This is a genomic window from Sphingopyxis sp. H053 (genome assembly GCF_001468225.1).
Classification (GTDB): Bacteria; Pseudomonadota; Alphaproteobacteria; order Sphingomonadales; family Sphingomonadaceae; genus Sphingopyxis.
Genome location: NZ_LNRU01000007.1, coordinates 220,126 through 238,588 on the forward strand (window position 1 = coordinate 220,126; position 18,463 = coordinate 238,588).

Genomic DNA, 18,463 nt, shown 5'->3' on the forward strand with positions numbered 1-18,463 from the left:
CTTCTTTCGCGGATGGGATCGACGACCTTGCATCGGCTCAGCGGCCCGCCGCGCCATGTTCGGCCATTGTCTCGAGCCACATGGTGCGGTGCTTGGGATCGCCCTCGACATTGCCGACGATGCTGCGTTCGGTCGGCGCGATGCCGACAAAGCGCAGAATGTTGCGCTCGAGGCTGCGCAGGCTGTGCGCGCGGAAATAGAAGCGGTAGAAAAGCGCGGGCATCCCCATCGTCACGACGATATGGGCCGTCCGGCCCTTGAGGCGTTGTTCGGGCAAGCCGTTCGCCTTGGGCGCGAACGCGAAGCCCGGGCGCATCACCTGTTCGAAGAAGCCCTTGAGGCGAGCGGGCAGGTCTCCGAGCCAGAGCGGGTAGAAAATCACCAGATGTTCGGCCCATGCAATATCGTCCTGCGCCTCGGCGATCGCGGGCGGAAGCGGACCTTCTTCCCACTCGGCGCGACTTTCGAGCAAATCGAACGAGAGCTCCGCGACCGCGATGCGGCGGACCTCATGACCCGCCGCCAGCGCCGCCGCCGCATAGGTATCGGCCAGCGCATGGACGAACCGTCCCGGATCGGGGTCGGGATGTCCGTCGATGAGCGTGATCCGTCTGGTCTGCATGTGACATCCTGAACGAAGGGCCGCTGCCGGATTTTAGCGCGGGAGCAATGGACCGCCGCGCCGGGCCGAGCTGGACGGGACGGGCGAGGCGCGACGATCCGCGTGCCGCTTTTGATATCGCGGGCGGGTTCCTCCTATCCGTAGATTCCCGCATGGGCGCACGGCGCACACCGCCCTAGCGAAGCGGGATGTCCCTTAAGGAACAATACGGATCGCGAACGCGCCGGGCGTTTCGCGCCCCGCCAAAAGCCGCTATGGACGGTGATCGGGGGAAGGCGCACCGCGAGGGCGGCGGCGCCTTTGCAGCGCGGGCGGAGGCCGCGCGGTCGATGTCGATGATACAACGTCCTTTTGCGATACGCCTGGCGCTGGCGCTGCTGTTTGTCGCTGCTGCGGCGCTGCTCCGCTATGCGCTCACTCCCTGGCTTGGCGGCAGTGCATCCTTCCTGCTTTTCGCACCCGCCATCCTTGCGGCCGCTTTCTATGCCGGTCCGATGGCGGCATCGATTGCGACCGCGCCAGCCCTTGGGCTTGGTCTCTATTTCGCCGGCTTCCGGGACGGCGGCAGCTATAATCTCGTCGAGGTCATAGTGTTTCTGGTCACCGCGACCGGCATCGTCGCGCTCTCGCAAGCCTTCGAGCGGATGCGGCGGCGCGTGCATGAAAGCGACCATCGCGCTGCGCGGCGCGATGCCGAGGCGGCGCTGGTCGCCGAGGAACTCAATCTGCTCATCGACGGCGCGCAGGGGCATGCGATCTACCTGCTCGATGCCGAAGGCCGCGTGACGATCTGGAACAAGGGCGCCGAACGCCTCAAGGGCTGGCGCGAGGAAGAGGTTGTCGGCAAGGATGCCGCGATCTTCTATCCGCCCGACGCCGTCGCCGCCGGCAAACCTGGGGGCGACCTTGCCGTTGCGGCGCGCGAGGGACGTCTCGAGATGGAGGACTGGCGCGTCCGCAAGGATGGATCCGAGTTCCTCGCCGATGTCTCTATCACGGCGCTTCGCACCGCGGGCGGCGATCTTCGCGGTTTCGCCAAGGTCGTCTCGGACATCACCGGACGGCGCGCCGCCGAGGAGGCGCTGCGGTCGCAGGAAAGCCATCTCCGGTCGATCCTCTCGACGGTGCCCGACGCGATGGTCGTCATCGACGATCAAGGTTCGATCGTGTCCTTCAGCGCGGCCGCCGAGCGGCTGTTCGGGTATCAGGAGGCCGAGCTGCTCGGGGTCAATGTCAGCCGGCTGATGCCCTCACCCGATCGCGAGCGCCACGATGCCTACATCCGGCGCTTCCTCGAAACGGGGGAAAAGCGCATCATCGGCATCGGACGCGTGGTGTTCGCCGAGCGCAGGGACGGCTCGACCTTTCCGATGGAATTGTCGATCGGCGAGGCGTCGAGCGACAGTCACCCGCTCTTTACCGGCTTCATCCGCGACCTCACCGAACGCCAGCAGACCGAGGCGCGGCTCGAATCGCTCCAGTCCGAGCTGATCCATGTTTCGCGCGTCAGCGCGATGGGGACGATGGCCTCGACGCTCGCGCATGAGCTCAACCAGCCGATTACCGCGGTCACCAATTATGTCGAAGCGGTGCGCGACCTGCTCGCCAATCCCGATCCCGACGATATTCCGATGATCCGCGATGCGCTCGACGATACGGCGAAGGAAGCGTTGCGCGCAGGGCATATCGTTCGCCGCCTGCGCGACTTCGTGGCGCGCGGCGAGGTCGAGAAGACGATCGAGAAACTGCCGGTGCTCATCAACGAGGCGGCGGTGCTCGGACTGATGGGCGCGCGCGAGAAGAGCGTTGAGCCGCGCTTCGACCTCGATCCCTATGCCTCGCCGGTGCTCGTCGACAAGGTCCAGATCCAGCAGGTGCTGATCAACCTCATTCGCAACGCTGTCGAAGCGATGGCCGACAGTCCGGTGCGGCAGCTGACCGTCACGAGCCGTCCCGACCAGCGCGGCTTTGTCCGCGTGATCGTCGCCGATACCGGACCGGGCGTGACGCCGGAGGTCGCCGAGCAGCTCTTTACGGCGTTCGTCAGCACCAAGGCAGAAGGCATGGGACTCGGTCTCTCGATCTGCCGGACGATCGTCGAGGCCAATGGCGGACGTATCTGGATGGAGCCGCGCACCGGCGGCGGGACCGAATTTCACTTCACACTGGTGAGCGCGAAGGCGGAGGAAAATGATGTCGGATAGGAAGCTCGTGCATATCGTCGACGATGAGGAGGCGATCCGGCGGTCGGCGAGTTTCATGCTCAAGACCTCGGGCTATGCGGTCGAGACCTGGGCCAATGGCGCGCTGTTCCTGAAGGAAATCCGGCACGTGCCCGAAGGCTGTGTCCTGCTCGACGTGCGCATGCCCGAAATGGACGGGCTCGAGGTCCAGCAGGCGATGCTGGAGCGCGGGGTTACCATGCCGGTGATCGTCCTTACCGGGCACGCGGACGTCTCGATCGCAGTCCGAGCGATGAAGGCCGGCGCGGTCGATTTCCTCGAAAAGCCCTTCGAGAAGGCGGTGCTCATTGCCTCGATCGAGGCCGCTTTCGCCCGCATGGCGGCGGCCGATGGAGCGGTGGCGCGCGCCGCCGAGGCCGAGGTCGTTCTTGGCATCCTGACCCCGCGCGAGCGCGAGGTTCTCGAAGGGCTCGCGCAGGGACTGCCGAACAAGACCATCGCCTATGACCTCGGCATCTCGCCGCGTACCGTCGAAGTCCACCGCGCGAACCTCATGGCGAAGCTCGATGTCCGCAGCCTGTCCGACGCGCTGCGGCTCGCCTTCGCCGCAGGACTCGGTGCCTGAAATCTGCGGACATTACGTAACGACCGCAGGATGCCCGAGCGCTAGACGACTGTCCATCGGAGGATGGACCGCATGACGACAGCCCGCCGCGAAGACCCACAGGCCGCGATCCGCCGCCCCGCGCCGGACCGCGCTGCGCGGTCGCGGCATTCGCCCCCTCTCATCGAACAGCTCACACATCGCGAGCTCGAAGTCGTGGGCGGGCTCGTGCGCGGTCTCACCAACAAGCAGATCGGGCAGGAGCTCGGCATCAGTCACCGCACCGTCGAAATTCATCGCTCGCGCCTGATGCGCAAGCTCGGCGCCGCGACGCTCGCCGGGCTCCTCGGTATCATCCTGCCCCAGCGCGACCGGATCGACGCACTGATCGCGCGGCACGCCCGCGCCCCGCGCTAGATATCTCCCGTCACGAGGAAGAAGAAAAACAGCAAGGTTGCTGCCGTCATTACCGCGGTTGCCGCCCAGCCCGACCAGCTCTGGCGGCGCGAAATGACGAGACGGCCCATCGCGCGCGGATTGCGGGCGATCAGCATCATCACCAGCATGAGCGGCGCGGCGAGCACGCCATTGACCACCGCTGCCCAGTAGAGCGCGCGTGCCGGGTCGATGCCGATCGCCGAGAGCGAGGCGCCGGCAAGCGTAGTGGCGGCGATCGATCCGTAGAAGAGACGCGCCGAAAGCGGCTTGGCGTCGAGGCTGCCTGCCATTCCCGCCATCTCGGTGACGGCATAGGCGGCCGATCCGGCCAGTACCGGGACCGCGAGAAGGCCGGTGCCGATGATTCCGAGCGCGAACATCGCGAAAGCAAACGGCCCGGCGAGCGGACGCAGCGCTTCGGCGGCCTGCGCCGATGTGGCGATATCGCGTATGCCCTCGGCATGCAGCGTCGCCGCGGTCGCGAAGACGATCGCGAGCGAAATGAGCGTGCTGAACGCCATGCCCGTCAGCGTGTCGACACGAATGCGCCTGAACTCGCCATCGGCTGCCGCGGGCGTCAGGCAGAGCGGCTTGGCATGATGGCGATGCTGTTCCTCGATCTCCTGCCCCGCCTGCCAGAAGAAGAGATAGGGGCTGATCGTCGTGCCGAGGATTGCGACGAACGCCGTGGCATAGGCTGCATTGAGTTCGATGTCGGGAAGCAGCAGCGCCGTGAGGGCCGTGCCCCATGGAACATGCACCACGAACAGCACCGCGACATAGGTAAAGAGGGTGAGCGTCGTCCATTTGAGGATTGCGGCGTAGCGAGAATAGCTAAGGCCGACTTCGAGGACGATGCTGAGGATCCCGAACAACAAGGTATAGAGTCCGGCCTTGCCTCCGGCGAGCAGGGCCAGCGCCGCACCCATCGCGCCGAGATCGGCGCCGAGATTGATGATGTTCGCGACGAGCAGCAGCGACACCATCGACCAGAGCAGGGGACGCGAATAATGCCGGCGGAGGTTGCGCGCGATCCCTGCGCCCGTAACGCGCCCGATCTCGGCGGCGATTTCCTGGATCGCCACCATCAGCGGGAAGCTCAGCACGAAGGTCCAGGAGAGCCGGTAACCGAATGCCGCGCCGATCTGGCTGTGCGTTCCGATTCCGCTCGGATCGTCGTCGGCGGCGCCGGCGATCAGGCCCGGACCGAGCGCGCGAAGAAATGTCCGCGGGTTTGACGAGACGTGCGCCGGCGGCGCCGGCAGTTCTTCATTATGGTCTATTGCTGCGGTCATCGAAGGCCCTTTTTGAAACTATTCCACCTCTGGCCATTTCATGTTGCATCCGATCGGGCTCAGACGAGAAGGGTCGGCGTGACTGCGAGGCTGGCCGCCACGCTCAGGACAAGCGGCAGGGCGAGCTTCCATCCTTTGCGCAGCCCTGCGATCGCCAGAGCGGTGGCGCCCTTGAACAACGTGTTCGCGAGCACCGGGGCAATGATGACGGTCGTCGCGATTTGGCCCTCGAGCAGACCCGGAGGTAGCGATCCCACCGTGATGATCGCGGAGTCGACGTCGGCCAGGCCCGAAAGCGCGATGACCAGCGCGAGGCCGCGTTCGCCCACCATCGCCATCATCCAGCGTGCGGCGACGGTCAGCACCATGACGAGCAGCATCAGACCGATCGCCGGCGCGAGCCGGAACGGGTTCTTGAGCTCGACGGGACGGTTGGCAGCGCTTTCCTTGCGGCGGCTCCGCAAAGCCCAGAACATCGCGCCGCCGCTCACCAGCGCGGCGGGTGCCGCAAGCCAGCCGAAGGCCGGCATCGCTGCCGGCGCGAGGAACAGGGTCAGGATGATCGCGCGGATCAGCATGACCGCCGACGCCGCGCCGATGCCGGCAATGGCCATCGCCTCGCTTTCCTCGCCATCGCGCACGCGCATCGCGAGCGCTGCGGTCACCGCGGTCGAGGAAACCATCGCGCCGGTCGCGGCCATGACGAGCGTGCCCCGCGAGGCGCCAAAGCGTTTCGCTGCGATATAGCCGAGAAAGGAGAAGCCCGAGACGAACACCACGACCAGCCAGAGCTGGCGGGGATTCCAGGCGTCATAGGGGCCGAAGCGCTGGTCGGGCAGCAGCGGCAGTATGGCGAGCGCGATGAGCGCGAACCGGACGATCGCGCCGACCTCGATATCGCTGAGACCGGAAACCCAGCGATGAAGCTCGGTGCGCAGCGCAAGCACCAGCGTCATGGCGACGGCGACCACCGTCGCCATCTCGCTCCGACCGCTGGCCGCGAGATAGCCGCAACCGAGCGTGATGAGGGCCGCGAGGCTCGATGTCCCGCTCAGCTGCTCGGGCGCCCGCGCGGTTTTCGCATAGCCGATGAGGGTGAGGACAGCTGCAGCCCCGGCGACAATCGCCGCGATCGCCGGGCTTTGAGATCCGGTAGCTCCCGCGATGCCGCCTGCAAGGCCGAACAGCGCAAAGGTCCGCACACCCGCGAAGCGGCTGCCCGCGGTCTCGTTGCGCAGGCTCCAGCCTCGCTGGATGCCGACAAGCAGCCCGAGAAGAAGCGCCAGTCCGATGCCGGCGAGCTGCTGCAGGTTGGCGTCGGGAAGGGATTCGATCATGTCGTTCGCCGGACGTATGTTCAGCCGCCGAACTCGCGCTCGCAGTCGATGCAATGCGCGGTGTGCGGAACGGCTTCGAGGCGCGCGGCATCGATCGGGATGCCGCACGCGGTGCAGAGGCCGTAATGGCCGGCATCGAGACGCGCGATCGCGAGCCGGATTGCCTTCATCTGCTCAGTTGCGGCGCTTTGCCGCGCATCGATCGTCTCGTCGTCTTCGCGCTCGACAGCCTGCTCGGCGGAATCGTCGTCGAGCGGCACGCGCTGCTCGCTTTCCAGCCGCTCAACCTCCGCTGCGAGCTGGTCGAGGCGCACGACCAGGCCCGCGCGTATTTCGGAAAGACTGTGCATCACGCCTCCTCCTCGATCGCGATGAGCGCGGCAATCTCGTCGAGGGTGAACAGCCGCCGTTTCTTGAGGTCCTCCAGCTGGTCGTCGGCGACCGCCGCAAGACCGGCCTCGGCGCGCTGAATCCGGCTCTGAAGGTCATGATGCTCCTCGGCGAGCTGGCGAAAATTCGAACTGCCAAGCTTGAGTGCATGGAGCGCCGGCCCGTGGTCCGGAAACAGCGCATGAAGATCGTGGCCGGCTTCGCTCATCCTGGGTCCTTTCGTCGCGGATTTGTCTCGCCGGATTGCGCCGGGACGCGCCCCCTGTCGTTACGCAATAGCCCTTACGCCCCTGGCGGTTCGCGCCGGTCGGGCCTTTCCTCGCACCGCATACGTACAGTTGCGTAATCACGGGCGCATGCAGAGCCGCTATTCCCGGCCGCATGAGGGGTCAGCCACATCTTTTCCGCCATCCAGGCCGCGACCGCCAAGCAACGGAGTGGCGTGCGCAGCGCGCGTCGCTTGCGGGTGCACGGCGATGAGCGATTGCGCATCCTGCGCCGTACGCTGCCGCGCCATCTGCGCCAGCCTTGCCGCCGACGAAGCCGCCGAACTCGGCCGCATGGGGCGGCGGCAGCGCGTGAAGGCGGGTCACACCCTGCTCTGGGAAGGCGACGAAGCCCCGACGGTCGCGAATGTCCTGTCGGGCGTCCTGAAGCTGGTCGTCGCCACCGCCGATGGCCGCGAGCAGATCGTCGGGCTCGTCTTCCCTTCCGATTTTATCGGCCGCCCGTTCGGCAAGCAAAGCCCCTACCGGGTCACCGCTATGACCGACGCCGAGGTCTGCATCTTCAATCGCCAGCAGTTCGACGATTTCGCGGGTCGCCATCCGCATCTCCAGCAGAAACTGCTCCATCGCACGCTCGACGAGCTCGACCGCGCGCGGCACTGGATGATGCTGCTCGGCCGCAAGTCGGCACCCGAAAAGGTCGCCTCCTTCCTTCTCGACATGGAAGAGCGGCTGCCCGCCGATGCCAGCGAGACCCCGGACGGGTTCGAGCTCCCCTTCGGCCGCCAGCAGATCGCCGACATATTGGGGCTGACGATCGAAACGACCTGCCGGCAGCTGACGCGCATGCGCAGCGACGGCCTCGTCGACTTGCCCTCGCGGCGCGCGGTACGGATCAACGACCGCGCCCGAGTGGCAGCGATGGCCGGTTGAGAAAGTGGGAACCTGGGCGAAGCTCGCCGGAAGGGCAGTGCTTTTGTTGGGAGCGGCGCTGCTATTGCCACTCGCGGCCTCGGCCGAGCCCTCAAGCCCTCATGGGAGCGTGCTCGATGCCGCCGAGCGGTTGAAGCCCGGAGATTATATCTGGGCGCCCGAGATCGCGCCGCGCGGGCCCTTGATGATGATCGTGAGTCTTGCGACCCAGCGCGGCACGCTGTACCGCAATGGCGTCCCGATCGCGATTACCACTGTCTCGACGGGCAAGGCCGGCCATGAAACCCCGACCGGTGTCTTCACCATCCTCCAGCGCGACGTCGACCATCGCTCGAGCCTCTACGACGATGCGCCGATGCCTTATATGCAGCGGCTGACTTGGGGCGGCGTGGCGCTGCACGGCGGCACCTTGCCGGGCTACCCCGCTTCGCACGGTTGCATTCGCCTGCCGCATGGCTTCGCCCGTCTCCTCTATGGCGTCTCCCGGCTCGGCATGACGGTCATCGTCACCGATGCCGCAGCGGTGACGCGTGCGGCCCCGACCGATCCGCTCGCCATGACCGAAACGCGCCCTTCCGATGGCGCGCTGCTCTGGACGCCCGAACGCGCGCCCAGCGGCCCCCTGTCGATCATCGCCAGTGCCACAGACCAGCGGATCCTGATCCTTCGCAACGGAACGATCATCGGCTCGGCGCCCGCGCGCATCGAGGGATCGATGACGGGCACTTCCGCCTTCATCCGGCGGTCGGGCGTCGAGGGGCCGGCAGCCTGGACGGAAGTCCCCCTCCCGGGCGCGATCGCCGCGAGGACACCGACGTCGTTCGCCGGGCGCGTCCACATCGCGGCCGATCTGCGCGCGCTGCTCGGCCCGCTTCTGGTCGCGGGAACGAGCGTGATCATCACGCCCGATTCGCTGCGCGCCGGAAGCCCGGTGCCGGCGGAGATTCTCGGCGGGGACGAGGAAGGCGCGCCGGATCGCTAGGCGCCGACATCGGCGCGTCTGGTCCTACGGCCACAGCCGCGGAGCGAGCGACAGGATCAACGACGCGCAGATCACAAGCGAAAGCATCGCCGATCCGAGCTTGAGCCGAAGCAGCGCCTCGCCGTGCCGGTCGGTGTGAATACCAGGGGGCATGATATAACTCCGGTGCGAGGGAATCGTGCGAGATCGAGCGGGAGGGCCGAAGCCGCGTCTTCGGTTCCGGCCCGTTTGCCTAGCTGGCGATCTTGATCTTGCGAGCGTGATCGCGCGCCTTTTCGGTCTTCGCGATCTCGACGCTGAGCAAGCCATGCTTGAACTTCGCTTCGATCTTGTCGGCATCGGCGTCGGCGGGCAGGGCGATGCGGCGCCGGAAGCTGCCGTGACGCCGCTCGCTGATCAGATGTCCATCCTCGCGGCGCTCGGAGGATTCCTCCTTTTCGCTCGCGAGCAGGAGGACCCCGTCGGCGACCTCGAGCCGGATGTCCTTCTCGGTGAGGCCCGCGAGCTCGGCGGTCAGCTTGTAGGCCGGGCCGGTATCGACGAGTTCGACCGCCGGGAGCGGGCTCACGAGCCGCGGGACATAGCTCAGCAGGCTGCGGCCGGGGAGAGCGAATTCCTCGAACATGCGGTCGAGCTCGCTGCGCAGCCAGTTCATCGCGCCAAGCTCCGCCTCAGCGGGCTGGCTACCCGCGGTGCGGGTCGGGGTCAGATCGTTCATCAGCTTGCTCCTTCTTGAAAATCGAGAGGGATCGCGGCGGCGGGCTGTGCCGGGCAGGACCCTCGTTGCCGCAATGCGCCGGAGCGCAACCCGGACCTAGCGAGCAGGCTGCGGAGGCAGAATCGGGGAAGTTCCCAAGCGGAGCTCTCCTTACGGAAAGTTGCGGATAAGCCGCATCCTTCGTCCCGGGTAAGGCTGCTAGCATGCGCGGGCGGCTCCTGCCGATGTTCGCCGGCTTCGGTCCGCTCGCAACGCGAGCCGGATTTCTTTCGAAGGAGAATGATCATGCAGAAGAAGAGTGACGGCCAGCTGCAGGATGATGTGGTCGCCGAACTCGAATGGGATCCGAGCGTCGATCACGCCGATATCGGCGTGTCGGTCAATGACGGCGTCGTGACGCTGGCGGGCTATGTGAAGAGCTTCCCGCAGAAGGTCGCGGCCGAGCGCGCCGTACGGCGGGTCGTGGGGGTTCGCGCGCTCGCCGAGGAGCTGAAGGTGCGCTTCGCGTCGGATCCCAAGACCGCCGATCATGAGATCGCCAAGCGGATCGTCGACATGATCGGCTGGACGGTCGCGATCCCCGAGGGGCAGATCAAGGTGAAGGTCGAGCGCGGCTGGGTCACGCTGACCGGCACCGTCGACTGGCACTTCATCGCAAAGGAAGTCGCGCGCGCCGCGGGGCAGATATCGGGGGTCACCGGCGTCTCGAACCTGATCAAGGTCGGCGATATTCCCACCCCTGCCGACGTCAAGGCGCGGATCATGGCGGCATTCAAGCGCCAGGCGGGTCTCGACGCAAGCGGCGTATCGGTCACCACCGAGGGCAGCACGGTCACGCTGCGCGGCCGGGTCAAGGCGTGGGGCGAGCGGCGCATGGCCGAGCTCGCTGCCTGGTCGGCGCCCGGCGTGACCGACGTCGAGGATTATCTCGCGGTCGACAGCTGATCCCGCTGGCCTGGGGAAGAGGCGACCCCCCTGCGGCCGTCCGGACATCCGGGCGGCCGCCTTTCCATCCGTATCATTGCGCATATCGGCCTCGGCTGACGACACATAGTCTCGGTGCAGAAACCAAGGAGACGGCTCATGAAGAATATCCTGTTGCTCGTACATGACGACCATGGCCAGGAAGCTCGCCTGCAGGCGGCGCTCGATATCACCCGCGCGGTCGAAGGCCATCTGACCTGCATCGACGTCACGCCCTATCCGCTCATCGCCGGTGACGGGTTCGGCTTTGCCGAAACCGTCGTCATCCTCGACGAGCGCGAAAGCGAGGCGAAGAACAAGTCGGTGATCAGCGAGCGCCTGTCGCGCGAGGATGTCAGCTGGAGCTGGATCGACGCGATGGACGAGATCGCGAATGCGGTACTCGATGCAGCCGACCTCGCCGACCTCATCATCCTCAATCGCGCGCTCGACGGCTTTCCGATGCCCGACATGCGCGACATCGCGAGCCGCATTGTCGCGCGCGCGAGTGCGCCCGTGCTGGCGGTGCCCGAGACGCTCGAACGCTTCGAGCTCGAGCGCGCGCTCGTCGCGTGGGACGGTCGTCCCTCGGCGGCGGCCGCGCTCCGCGCCGCTGTACCGCTGCTCGCCTTCGCGAAAGAGGTCGAGATCTTCACCGCGCAAGGGTCCGACAATCATATCGTGCCCGAGGATGCCGCGGCCTATCTGTCGCGCCACGGCATCGCGGCAAATGTGCGCAAGACCGACATCGGCAAGTTTCACGCCGATTTCCTGATCTCGGACGAGGCAAAGATGTTCCGCGCCGATTATATCGTGATGGGCGCCTACGGCCGCGGCCGGCTGCGCGAGACCTTCGGCGGCACCACGAAGAATCTGCTGACGAAGAGCAAATTCCCCCTGCTCATGAGCCATTGATCGGTGGCCCCCGGCCCTGTTTTCCGGCTTCGGGCTCGCACCTCCGAAAGGGCGAGCCCGACAATTCTGCAAGACCTGGCCGGTAGCGGCCGGAAACCTGCCGCCATGCCAAAGCTTCGATAACGGGACCATGGACATGTTGATCGCCCGATCGGGTTGGAGCGAGGCACCGCCGACCATTCTTATCGTCGAGGATGACCCGGCAGTGCGCCGCTCGCTCCTCCTGCTTCTGCAGGGACGCGGATTTGCGGTGAAGGCCTGGCCCGCCGCCGATCCCGCGCTCGCCGAGGCGGCGCGTGCCGCGCCCGACTGCCTGATCGTCGATTACCGGCTCGAGAGCAGCGACGGGATCGCGATGCTGCGCGCGCTGCGCGCGCAGGGCTGGGATGGGCCGGCCATCCTGATCTCCGCCTATCCGTCCGGGGAGCTGAGCGCGCGCGCGCGCGAGACGGGCTTCGCGCTCGTTCTGGAAAAGCCCTTGCGCGAGCATATGCTTGTCGACGCCGTGACGAGGCTCACGCGCAGCGGCACGCCGCCCGCAAGCCCTTGAGGTCTTGTCCGGCCGCGCGCAGCTATTCGGGATATTCGCGCGGCGTGGTTTCGGGATGGCTGTCGGGAAGCACCGGTGCCTCCGGCGACGTGCGCAGCGGCTGGCGATCGGGGTCCGGTGCAGGCGTCTCCGGATAGGCCTTGTCGGGCTGCGCCGGCGGGTCGCAATCGGGACATTCGGGAGGGCGCGCCGCGCTGGCGGGGTCTCGCTCGAAACGATCCATGGCAGTCTCTCCTGACAGGCCGATCTGGCCTTCGCCACTTTCGCGCCGCCGGTGCGGGCGCGCCATTAGGGATTCCCCCTAGCCGCGCCCTCGGGGACGAGGACGAGCGCGCCTTCGACTTCGCCGGCGCGCAACCGGTCGAGCGCGCGATTGGCGTCGGCGAGCGGTAGCGCGGTGACATGCGTCCGCACGCCGCAGCGCGCCGCGGCTTCGAGAAACGCTGCGCCATCGGCACGAGTCAGATTGGCGACCGACCGGATAGACCTTTCCTCCCAGAGATCGGCATAAGGAAAGGACGGGATGTCGCTCATATGAATGCCGGCGCAGATGACGCGTCCGCCCTTGCGGACATGGCGTAGCGCTTCGGGAACCAGTGCTCCGACCGGCGCAAAGAGGATCGCTGCGTCGAGCGGGTCCGGCGGTGCTTCGGTCGACGCGCCCGCCCAGGCGCAACCGAGGCGGCGGGCGAAATCCTGACCAGCGGTATCGCCTTCGCGTGTGAAGGCGTAGACATCGGTGCCGTCGGCGATCGCGAGCTGCGCGAGAATATGTGCGGCGGCGCCGAAACCATAGAGGCCGAGCGCCTTCGCGCTGTCCGCCATGCGATAGGCGCGGTAGCCGATCAAGCCGGCGCAGAGCAAAGGCGCCGCATGAAGATCGTCGAAGGCGGCAGGGATTGCGAGGCAGAAGCGCGCATCGGCGACGACATGCGAAGCGAAACCGCCGTCGCGCGTGAATCCGGTGAACTCGGGCGCGTCGCAGAGATTTTCATGGCCCGCAGCGCAATAGGGGCAGGTGCCGCAACTCCTGCCGAGCCAAGGCACGCCGACCCGCTCGCCAAGCCCGAACCGCGTGACGCCCGCGCCGAGTGCATCGACGCGGCCGACGATCTCATGGCCCGGGACAATCGGATGCCGGCCGCTGATGTCGCCGTCGGCGATATGGAGATCGGTCCGGCACACGCCGCAAGCGGTGATCGCGATCCTGATTTCGCCGTCGGCCGGAGTCGGGATCGCGCGTTCGACGCGGTGTAGCGGTGCGCCCGGCGTGTCGAGCTGCATGGCATGAAAGCCTTGCTCCATTGGGAGTGTCTCCAGCCGGCTGCCTGCCGGGCGCCGACCCGATGGCCAAGGTCAGCGAAGCTCGAGTTCGAGCAGAGCGAGCGTGGCGTCGCCATCATAGTCGCTCGCCTTGAACCCCAGCGTCCGCTCGACCTCCATCGCGCCTCGATTGGCGCGGCTCTCGATCGACCGCAACGTCTTGAGGCCGCGGGCGCGGGCGAGATCGACGGCATGATTGAGGAGGGGCCAGCCGACGCCGCGTGTCTTATACGCCGGCGCGACCGAAATCGCGACCTCGGCGGTCACGAACGCATCGTCGGCAGCAATCAGCAGGCTCGCAATCAGCTCCGAGGTCGCGGCATCGAACGCGAGCAGATGCTCGCGGTGGCGATGATCGACACCGATCATCGCCGCGAGCTGGGCGCTCGACAGGTGCGACTGGCCGCTCAGGAAGCGGAACTGCATATCGTCCGCCGTCAGGCCGTCGAAGAAATGATTGACGATATCCGCGTCGCTCTCCGCGACCGGCCGGAGACGAAGGTCGACGCCGCTGCGGGTCTGCAGGCAAGTCTCGGTCGCCTCGCTGAGCGTGGTGTCGGGCGCATTGGTGAGCGTCATCCTCTGTCTCCTTGATTTGGATCGGACCGCCGGAGCGGCGAAGGGCGAAGCGTGAGGGTGCCCGCGATACGGCTTTGCTCGCGTCGCGGGTCCGCCGGCGCGCGATTCACCGGAGTCCGGCGCGGGTGCGCGCGAAATGGGGTCAATGGACTGGGTCTCGGCATCGCTTGCTCCTTTGCGACGTCAGGCTAACGCCCCGCGCGGTCGGCGCATTTCGTAATTATACGGAGCGACCCACTGTGCCGGCCGGCCTGAAAGCGCGGATTTGTTGATCAGGGTCAATGAAGGCGGCGCGCATAAGCGCTTCCCTCTCCATCATGAAGGAGAGCAAGACATGCGAAATCTTTTGATTCACGCCGACGCCAGCCCGGCCATGGCCGCGCGCACCGAGACGGCGCTCGCTATCGGACGGCGCCTCGGCGCTCATCTCAGTTTCCTGATCTGCTCGCCCTTCCAGCAGTTCATCGCCTCCGATCCCTTCGGCGGCATGTATCTGGCGCGCGAACAGCTCGCCAAGGCGCAGCTTGCCGATGCCGAGCTCGAGACCCGGCTCGCGGCGCAGCTCGCGCGCGAGGATGTGCCTTGGGACGTCGCCATCGCCGACGGCGATGCGCTCGCGGCGCTCTCGCTCGCCGCGACGCTAGCCGATCTTGCCATCGTATCGCTCGGCCCCCGCGACCGGCGCGGCCTCGCTCAGCCGACGCTGGCGGGCGACCTCGCAATGACTGTGCCCGCGCCCGTGCTCGCGTTGCCCGCCGAAGGCCAGCCGCTCGACCTTGATGCCCCGGTGATGATCCTGTGGAACGGCAGCCCGCAAGCCGCGCACGCCTTGCGCGCCGCTGGGCCGTTGATGGCGGGCGCGGGCAGCGTGACGATGGTGCAGGTCGGGCCGGATGAGGGACGGGTGCCGGCCGAGGACGCGCTCTGCTATCTGTCGCGGCACGGCATTCATGCTGAGCTTCGCCGCCTCGATTGCGGGGCGCTTACGCCCGAGGAGATACTCGAGCGAACCGCGAAGGAAATGGCACCGGGGCTCATCGTGATGGGCGCCTATGGGCGTCCGCGGCTGCGCGAGACCCTGTTCGGCGGGGTGACGCGCTATCTGCTCGAAGCCGCGCCGGCGCCGCTCCTCCTCGCCCATTGACCGCGATGCCTGCCTGCCGGGCGCCCGGCGCATGACCGATTGCCTGTCCTGCATCGTGCGCAACCGCGCCATTTGTGCGAGCCTGCGGCCGGACGAGCTCCTGTTGCTCGGCCGGATGGGCCGGCGCCAGCGCGTGAGCAGCGGGCATACGCTCCTGTGGGAGGGCGACGACGCGCCGGTCGTCGCCAATGTCCTTGAAGGCGTCCTGAAACTCGTCGCCGCCACCGCCGACGGGCGCGAGCAGATCGTTGGTATCGTCTTTCCCTCGGACTTCATCGGGCGGCCGTTCGGGAAGGAAAGCCCGTATAGCGTCAGCGCGATCAGCGCCGCCGAGCTTTGCATCTTCCATCGCGACCAGTTCGACGAGTTCGCCGCCGACCATCCCGATCTCCAACAAAAATTGCTGCGCCGCACGCTCGGCGAACTCGATCGCGCGCGCCGCTGGATGCTTCTGCTCGGGCGCAAGTCGGCGTCCGAGAAGGTTGCTTCCTTCCTGCTCGAAATGGCCGATCGCTTGTCGTCACCTCCCGGTGCGGCGGATACGGCGCGAGGCTTCGAGCTGCCCTTCGGCCGTCAGCAGATCGCCGACATCTTGGGTCTCACCATCGAGACCACGAGCCGCCAGTTCACCAAAATGCGCGCCGATGGCCTGATCGACCTTCCATCCCGCCGCAAGATCGTCATCAACGACCTTGCGGCTCTGAACGAAATGGCAGGCTGACCGGCCAACGGCGCCAGTTGGGAGGTCAGAAACGAAAAGCGACGCCGGCGCTGATCACCCAGGGATCTAGCTTGTGCCGCGTCTTCAGCACCTCGGTCGTCCCGGCATACCATGTCGCGGTCGGACGCAGGAAATAGCGTTTGGCATCGAAGGATAGCGCGAGTCCCTTGTCGTTCACCGGAATATCGACCCCGGCCTGGAGCGCGGCGCCGAGCTTGTCGCCCATCTTCTGGCGGGTCGCGCCGAGCGACCGGGTCGTGGCGCCGGGCTTTTCGTCGATGAAGATGAAGTAGCTCGGACCCGCCCCCACATAAGGCTGGATGCCGCCTTCCTTGCCGAAATGATATTTGAGCGTCAGCGTCGCGGGGACGATCTTGGCGTTCGACACCAACGTCGCGCCGCTCAGCGCGCCACGGCCGTTCACGTCATGCTGGGTCACCCCGGCAATCGTCTCGAGCGAGATATGGTCGGCGACATAATATTCGATCGCGACCGTCGGCGTCACATTGTCGTCGGCTTTCGTCTGCGTCCCGGCCGGCAGGCCGATCCCGTCGAGCTTGACGTCGCTGATCTTGCCGTCGGGCGCGACATAGGTCGCGAAAATCTTGAACTGGACATCGCCGGCCTTGGCCGCGGCCTGCCCGGGAATTGCGGCGGCGGCCGCCAGCGCGATCAGCGAGAGATGCTGTTTTTTCATGGTCGTTGCTCCTTGCGTTGACCTGGGCTCCCTGCACCCGGCCTGGCCGCCGGGCATTGATGCCGCGCAATCTATTCGTTGATCCTGGTCAATGTTTTTGCCCCGCCGCACGGCCAAGAGCGGTCCTGAACCATGCGGCGTCAAAGCCGCGCGAAAACAGGGACAAGCGATATGGACACTCTGGTAGCAAAGGCGGGGGGCTGGCTCGGCCTGGCCCTGCTCGCGCTGGTGATGGCGGCGGTCGCGGTCGATGCGCCCTTCGCCGTCCATATGATCATCGTCGCGCTGGCCGCTTTGCTGATGCTCTGGACGACCGTGTCGCGCGCCGATTATGAGGCGATCGCGCGCGGGATATTGAAGATGCCCGCCGATCAGGGCGTCTATGACGACGATCCGGTGCGTTGGGGGGTCGTCGCCACGCTGTTCTGGGGCATCGCCGGCATGGCGGCAGGCCTATTCATCGCATTGCAGCTCGCTTTCCCGGCGCTGAACCTCAATCTTGAATATACGACCTTCGGGCGCCTGCGGCCGCTGCACACCTCGGCGGTGATCTTCGCCTTCGGCGGCAACGCGCTGATCGCGACGAGCTTTTACGTCGTCCAGCGCACCTGCCGCGCGCGGCTCGCTTTCCCGACGCTCGCGCGCTTTGTCTTCTGGGGATACCAGCTCTTCATCGTGCTTGCCGCCACCGGCTATCTGATGGGCGTCACCGAGGCACGCGAATATGCCGAGCCCGAATGGTATGTCGACCTATGGCTGACGATCGTCTGGGTCGCCTATCTGGTCGTTTTCACCGGCACGATCGTCAAGCGCCGCGAGCCGCATATCTATGTCGCTAACTGGTTTTACCTCAGCTTCATCGTCACCATTGCGATGCTCCACATCGTCAACAATCTGTCGGTGCCGGCGAGCATCTTCGGGTCGAAGAGCTATGCCGCCTTTGCCGGGGTGCAGGATGCGCTGACGCAATGGTGGTACGGGCATAATGCGGTCGGCTTCTTCCTGACCGCGGGCTTCCTCGCGATGATGTATTATTTCGTGCCGAAGCAGGCCGAGCGGCCGGTGTACAGCTATCGCCTGTCGATCATCCACTTCTGGTCGCTGATCTTCCTCTACATCTGGGCGGGGCCGCACCACCTCCATTACACCGCGCTGCCCGACTGGGCGCAGACGCTGGGCATGGTCTTTTCGGTGATCCTGTGGATGCCGAGCTGGGGCGGCATGATCAACGGTCTGATGACGCTCAACGGCGCGTGGGACAAGATCCGCACCGACCCGATCATCCGCATGATGGTGATGGCGCTCACCTTCTACGGCATGAGCACCTTCGAAGGCCCGATGATGTCGATCAAATGGGTGAACTCGATGTCGCATTACACCGACTGGACGATCGGCCACGTCCACAGCGGCGCGCTCGGGTGGAACGGCATGATCACCTTCGCGGCTGTCTATTACCTCGTGCCTCGCCTGTGGGGACGCGAGCGGCTCTACAGCCTGCGCATGGTCAACTGGCACTTCTGGCTCGCGACCGTCGGCATCGTTTTCTACGCCGCGTCGATGTGGGTCGCGGGCATCATGCAGGGCCTGATGTGGCGCGAATATGGAGACGACGGCTACCTCGTCTACAGCTTCGTCGAAAGCGTCGCGGCGATGCACCCGATGTACCTGATCCGCGCCGCGGGCGGGGCGATGTATCTCGCCGGCTTCCTGATCATGGTCTTCAACGTCTGGGCGACGCTCAGCGGCAAGGTGCGCGCCGAAAAGCCGATGACCGAAACCCCGTACAACGCCGCAGCGGACCGCCCGCTCGCGCCCGTCCCTGCCGAATAAGGAGCCCGGATC

The 18,463-nt window shown here is 66.3% G+C and carries 22 protein-coding genes; 11 read left to right on the plus strand and 11 right to left on the minus strand.

Annotated elements, in window-relative coordinates; genetic code table 11:
• Window positions 1–37: 37 nt before the first annotated feature.
• Window positions 38–622, minus strand: a complete 585-nt coding sequence (locus ATE70_RS15515) for an NAD(P)H-dependent oxidoreductase (RefSeq protein ID WP_058538790.1) — start codon at window positions 620–622, stop codon at window positions 38–40.
• Between the two features lie 335 nt (window positions 623–957).
• Between ATE70_RS15515 and ATE70_RS15520 the strand changes: the two genes are divergently transcribed.
• The 3 genes from ATE70_RS15520 (at window position 958) to ATE70_RS15530 (ending at window position 3,826) form a co-directional block, all read left to right on the plus strand.
• Window positions 958–2,826: a PAS domain-containing sensor histidine kinase gene (locus ATE70_RS15520; RefSeq protein WP_197411475.1), complete on the plus strand. Its 1,869-nt coding sequence runs from the start codon at window positions 958–960 to the stop codon at window positions 2,824–2,826.
• Entirely contained in the window at window positions 2,816–3,430 is a 615-nt protein-coding gene (locus ATE70_RS15525) for a response regulator transcription factor (RefSeq protein WP_054733988.1), read from the plus strand. The genes ATE70_RS15520 and ATE70_RS15525 overlap by 11 nt, the downstream gene beginning before the upstream one ends.
• Window positions 3,431–3,502: 72 nt before the next feature.
• On the plus strand, window positions 3,503–3,826 hold the full coding sequence (locus ATE70_RS15530) for a response regulator transcription factor (protein ID WP_058538791.1): 324 nt from the start codon (window positions 3,503–3,505) through the stop codon (window positions 3,824–3,826).
• Here the strand turns inward: ATE70_RS15530 and ATE70_RS15535 are convergent.
• From ATE70_RS15535 to ATE70_RS15550, 4 genes are read right to left on the minus strand one after another with little or no spacing between them, the layout of a single operon-like run.
• Window positions 3,823–5,142, minus strand: coding sequence for an NRAMP family divalent metal transporter (locus ATE70_RS15535; protein ID WP_058538792.1), 1,320 nt, complete (start codon window positions 5,140–5,142; stop codon window positions 3,823–3,825). The genes ATE70_RS15530 and ATE70_RS15535 overlap by 4 nt on opposite strands.
• A gap of 59 nt (window positions 5,143–5,201) precedes the next feature.
• Window positions 5,202–6,479: an MgtC/SapB family protein gene (locus tag ATE70_RS15540; protein ID WP_058538793.1), complete on the minus strand. Its 1,278-nt coding sequence runs from the start codon at window positions 6,477–6,479 to the stop codon at window positions 5,202–5,204.
• Window positions 6,480–6,499: 20 nt separating this feature from the next.
• Window positions 6,500–6,829: a TraR/DksA family transcriptional regulator gene (locus tag ATE70_RS15545; RefSeq protein WP_054731556.1), complete on the minus strand. Its 330-nt coding sequence runs from the start codon at window positions 6,827–6,829 to the stop codon at window positions 6,500–6,502.
• Window positions 6,829–7,077 (minus strand): YdcH family protein, encoded by a 249-nt coding sequence (locus ATE70_RS15550; protein ID WP_058538794.1) that lies wholly within the window; start codon window positions 7,075–7,077, stop codon window positions 6,829–6,831. Before ATE70_RS15550 ends, ATE70_RS15545 begins: the two co-directional genes overlap by 1 nt.
• 268 nt (window positions 7,078–7,345) lie before the next feature.
• On the opposite strand from ATE70_RS15550, the gene ATE70_RS15555 reads away from it, so the two are divergent.
• Window positions 7,346–8,029 (plus strand): Crp/Fnr family transcriptional regulator, encoded by a 684-nt coding sequence (locus tag ATE70_RS15555; RefSeq protein ID WP_058538795.1) that lies wholly within the window; start codon window positions 7,346–7,348, stop codon window positions 8,027–8,029.
• Between the two features lie 37 nt (window positions 8,030–8,066).
• Complete coding sequence (locus ATE70_RS15560; protein ID WP_231732669.1) at window positions 8,067–9,011, plus strand: L,D-transpeptidase family protein; 945 nt, start codon at window positions 8,067–8,069, stop codon at window positions 9,009–9,011.
• A 24-nt stretch (window positions 9,012–9,035) separates the two neighbouring features.
• Here the strand turns inward: ATE70_RS15560 and ATE70_RS25680 are convergent, their stop codons facing one another.
• Entirely contained in the window at window positions 9,036–9,164 is a 129-nt protein-coding gene (locus ATE70_RS25680; protein ID WP_257720438.1) for a hypothetical protein, read from the minus strand.
• Between the two features lie 79 nt (window positions 9,165–9,243).
• Window positions 9,244–9,729, minus strand: coding sequence for an Hsp20/alpha crystallin family protein (locus tag ATE70_RS15565; protein WP_231732670.1), 486 nt, complete (start codon window positions 9,727–9,729; stop codon window positions 9,244–9,246).
• A gap of 285 nt (window positions 9,730–10,014) precedes the next feature.
• Between ATE70_RS15565 and ATE70_RS15570 the strand changes: the two genes are divergently transcribed.
• From ATE70_RS15570 to ATE70_RS15580, 3 genes are all read left to right on the plus strand, one after another.
• Complete coding sequence (locus ATE70_RS15570) at window positions 10,015–10,674, plus strand: BON domain-containing protein (RefSeq protein ID WP_058538797.1); 660 nt, start codon at window positions 10,015–10,017, stop codon at window positions 10,672–10,674.
• 138 nt (window positions 10,675–10,812) lie between these two features.
• On the plus strand, window positions 10,813–11,607 hold the full coding sequence (locus tag ATE70_RS15575; RefSeq protein WP_058538798.1) for a universal stress protein: 795 nt from the start codon (window positions 10,813–10,815) through the stop codon (window positions 11,605–11,607).
• Between the two features lie 130 nt (window positions 11,608–11,737).
• Window positions 11,738–12,157 carry a response regulator gene (locus ATE70_RS15580; protein ID WP_231732876.1) on the plus strand — a complete coding sequence of 140 codons (420 nt, stop codon included), beginning with the start codon at window positions 11,738–11,740 and terminating at the stop codon, window positions 12,155–12,157.
• A gap of 22 nt (window positions 12,158–12,179) precedes the next feature.
• Here the strand turns inward: ATE70_RS15580 and ATE70_RS15585 are convergent, their stop codons facing one another.
• The 3 genes from ATE70_RS15585 to ATE70_RS15595 form a co-directional block, all read right to left on the minus strand.
• Window positions 12,180–12,446, minus strand: coding sequence for a hypothetical protein (locus tag ATE70_RS15585; RefSeq protein WP_058799818.1), 267 nt, complete (start codon window positions 12,444–12,446; stop codon window positions 12,180–12,182).
• Window positions 12,446–13,441: a zinc-dependent alcohol dehydrogenase family protein gene (locus tag ATE70_RS15590; RefSeq protein ID WP_082639631.1), complete on the minus strand. Its 996-nt coding sequence runs from the start codon at window positions 13,439–13,441 to the stop codon at window positions 12,446–12,448. The genes ATE70_RS15585 and ATE70_RS15590 overlap by 1 nt, the downstream gene beginning before the upstream one ends.
• Window positions 13,442–13,513: 72 nt before the next feature.
• Complete coding sequence (locus tag ATE70_RS15595) at window positions 13,514–14,059, minus strand: GNAT family N-acetyltransferase (RefSeq protein ID WP_058538801.1); 546 nt, start codon at window positions 14,057–14,059, stop codon at window positions 13,514–13,516.
• Window positions 14,060–14,393: 334 nt separating this feature from the next.
• On the opposite strand from ATE70_RS15595, the gene ATE70_RS15600 reads away from it, so the two are divergent.
• Both ATE70_RS15600 and ATE70_RS15605 read left to right on the plus strand, forming a co-directional pair.
• On the plus strand, window positions 14,394–15,203 hold the full coding sequence (locus tag ATE70_RS15600) for a universal stress protein (RefSeq protein ID WP_058538802.1): 810 nt from the start codon (window positions 14,394–14,396) through the stop codon (window positions 15,201–15,203).
• A gap of 31 nt (window positions 15,204–15,234) precedes the next feature.
• Complete coding sequence (locus ATE70_RS15605) at window positions 15,235–15,924, plus strand: Crp/Fnr family transcriptional regulator (RefSeq protein WP_058538803.1); 690 nt, start codon at window positions 15,235–15,237, stop codon at window positions 15,922–15,924.
• Window positions 15,925–15,949: 25 nt separating this feature from the next.
• On the opposite strand, the gene ATE70_RS15610 is transcribed toward ATE70_RS15605, so the two are convergent.
• Window positions 15,950–16,621, minus strand: a complete 672-nt coding sequence (locus tag ATE70_RS15610; RefSeq protein ID WP_058538804.1) for an OmpW/AlkL family protein — start codon at window positions 16,619–16,621, stop codon at window positions 15,950–15,952.
• A gap of 171 nt (window positions 16,622–16,792) precedes the next feature.
• On the opposite strand from ATE70_RS15610, the gene ccoN reads away from it, so the two are divergent.
• Entirely contained in the window at window positions 16,793–18,451 is a 1,659-nt protein-coding gene (ccoN, locus tag ATE70_RS15615; RefSeq protein WP_058538805.1) for a cytochrome-c oxidase, cbb3-type subunit I, read from the plus strand.
• Window positions 18,452–18,463: the final 12 nt, after the last annotated feature.

What these genes read in the sequence shown, in the direction of transcription:
- ATE70_RS15550 (WP_058538794.1), bottom strand. Translation starts at nt 7,077, where the DNA reads ATGAGCGAAGCCGGCCACGATCTTCATGCGCTGTTTCCGGACCACGGG.
- ATE70_RS15545 (WP_054731556.1), bottom strand. Translation starts at nt 6,829, where the DNA reads ATGCACAGTCTTTCCGAAATACGCGCGGGCCTGGTCGTGCGCCTCGAC.
- ATE70_RS15525 (WP_054733988.1), top strand. Translation starts at nt 2,816, where the DNA reads ATGTCGGATAGGAAGCTCGTGCATATCGTCGACGATGAGGAGGCGATC.
- ATE70_RS15535 (WP_058538792.1), bottom strand. Translation starts at nt 5,142, where the DNA reads ATGACCGCAGCAATAGACCATAATGAAGAACTGCCGGCGCCGCCGGCG.
- ATE70_RS15600 (WP_058538802.1), top strand. Translation starts at nt 14,394, where the DNA reads ATGCGAAATCTTTTGATTCACGCCGACGCCAGCCCGGCCATGGCCGCG.
- ATE70_RS15565 (WP_231732670.1), bottom strand. Translation starts at nt 9,729, where the DNA reads ATGAACGATCTGACCCCGACCCGCACCGCGGGTAGCCAGCCCGCTGAG.
- ATE70_RS15515 (WP_058538790.1), bottom strand. Translation starts at nt 622, where the DNA reads ATGCAGACCAGACGGATCACGCTCATCGACGGACATCCCGACCCCGAT.
- ATE70_RS15555 (WP_058538795.1), top strand. Translation starts at nt 7,346, where the DNA reads ATGAGCGATTGCGCATCCTGCGCCGTACGCTGCCGCGCCATCTGCGCC.
- ATE70_RS15595 (WP_058538801.1), bottom strand. Translation starts at nt 14,059, where the DNA reads ATGACGCTCACCAATGCGCCCGACACCACGCTCAGCGAGGCGACCGAG.
- ATE70_RS15610 (WP_058538804.1), bottom strand. Translation starts at nt 16,621, where the DNA reads ATGAAAAAACAGCATCTCTCGCTGATCGCGCTGGCGGCCGCCGCCGCA.
- ATE70_RS15590 (WP_082639631.1), bottom strand. Translation starts at nt 13,441, where the DNA reads ATGCAGCTCGACACGCCGGGCGCACCGCTACACCGCGTCGAACGCGCG.
- ATE70_RS15605 (WP_058538803.1), top strand. Translation starts at nt 15,235, where the DNA reads ATGACCGATTGCCTGTCCTGCATCGTGCGCAACCGCGCCATTTGTGCG.
- ATE70_RS15540 (WP_058538793.1), bottom strand. Translation starts at nt 6,479, where the DNA reads ATGATCGAATCCCTTCCCGACGCCAACCTGCAGCAGCTCGCCGGCATC.
- ATE70_RS15575 (WP_058538798.1), top strand. Translation starts at nt 10,813, where the DNA reads ATGAAGAATATCCTGTTGCTCGTACATGACGACCATGGCCAGGAAGCT.
- ATE70_RS25680 (WP_257720438.1), bottom strand. Translation starts at nt 9,164, where the DNA reads ATGCCCCCTGGTATTCACACCGACCGGCACGGCGAGGCGCTGCTTCGG.
- ATE70_RS15570 (WP_058538797.1), top strand. Translation starts at nt 10,015, where the DNA reads ATGCAGAAGAAGAGTGACGGCCAGCTGCAGGATGATGTGGTCGCCGAA.
- ATE70_RS15530 (WP_058538791.1), top strand. Translation starts at nt 3,503, where the DNA reads ATGACGACAGCCCGCCGCGAAGACCCACAGGCCGCGATCCGCCGCCCC.
- ATE70_RS15585 (WP_058799818.1), bottom strand. Translation starts at nt 12,446, where the DNA reads ATGGCGCGCCCGCACCGGCGGCGCGAAAGTGGCGAAGGCCAGATCGGC.
- ATE70_RS15580 (WP_231732876.1), top strand. Translation starts at nt 11,738, where the DNA reads ATGGACATGTTGATCGCCCGATCGGGTTGGAGCGAGGCACCGCCGACC.
- ccoN (WP_058538805.1), top strand. Translation starts at nt 16,793, where the DNA reads ATGGACACTCTGGTAGCAAAGGCGGGGGGCTGGCTCGGCCTGGCCCTG.
- ATE70_RS15520 (WP_197411475.1), top strand. Translation starts at nt 958, where the DNA reads ATGATACAACGTCCTTTTGCGATACGCCTGGCGCTGGCGCTGCTGTTT.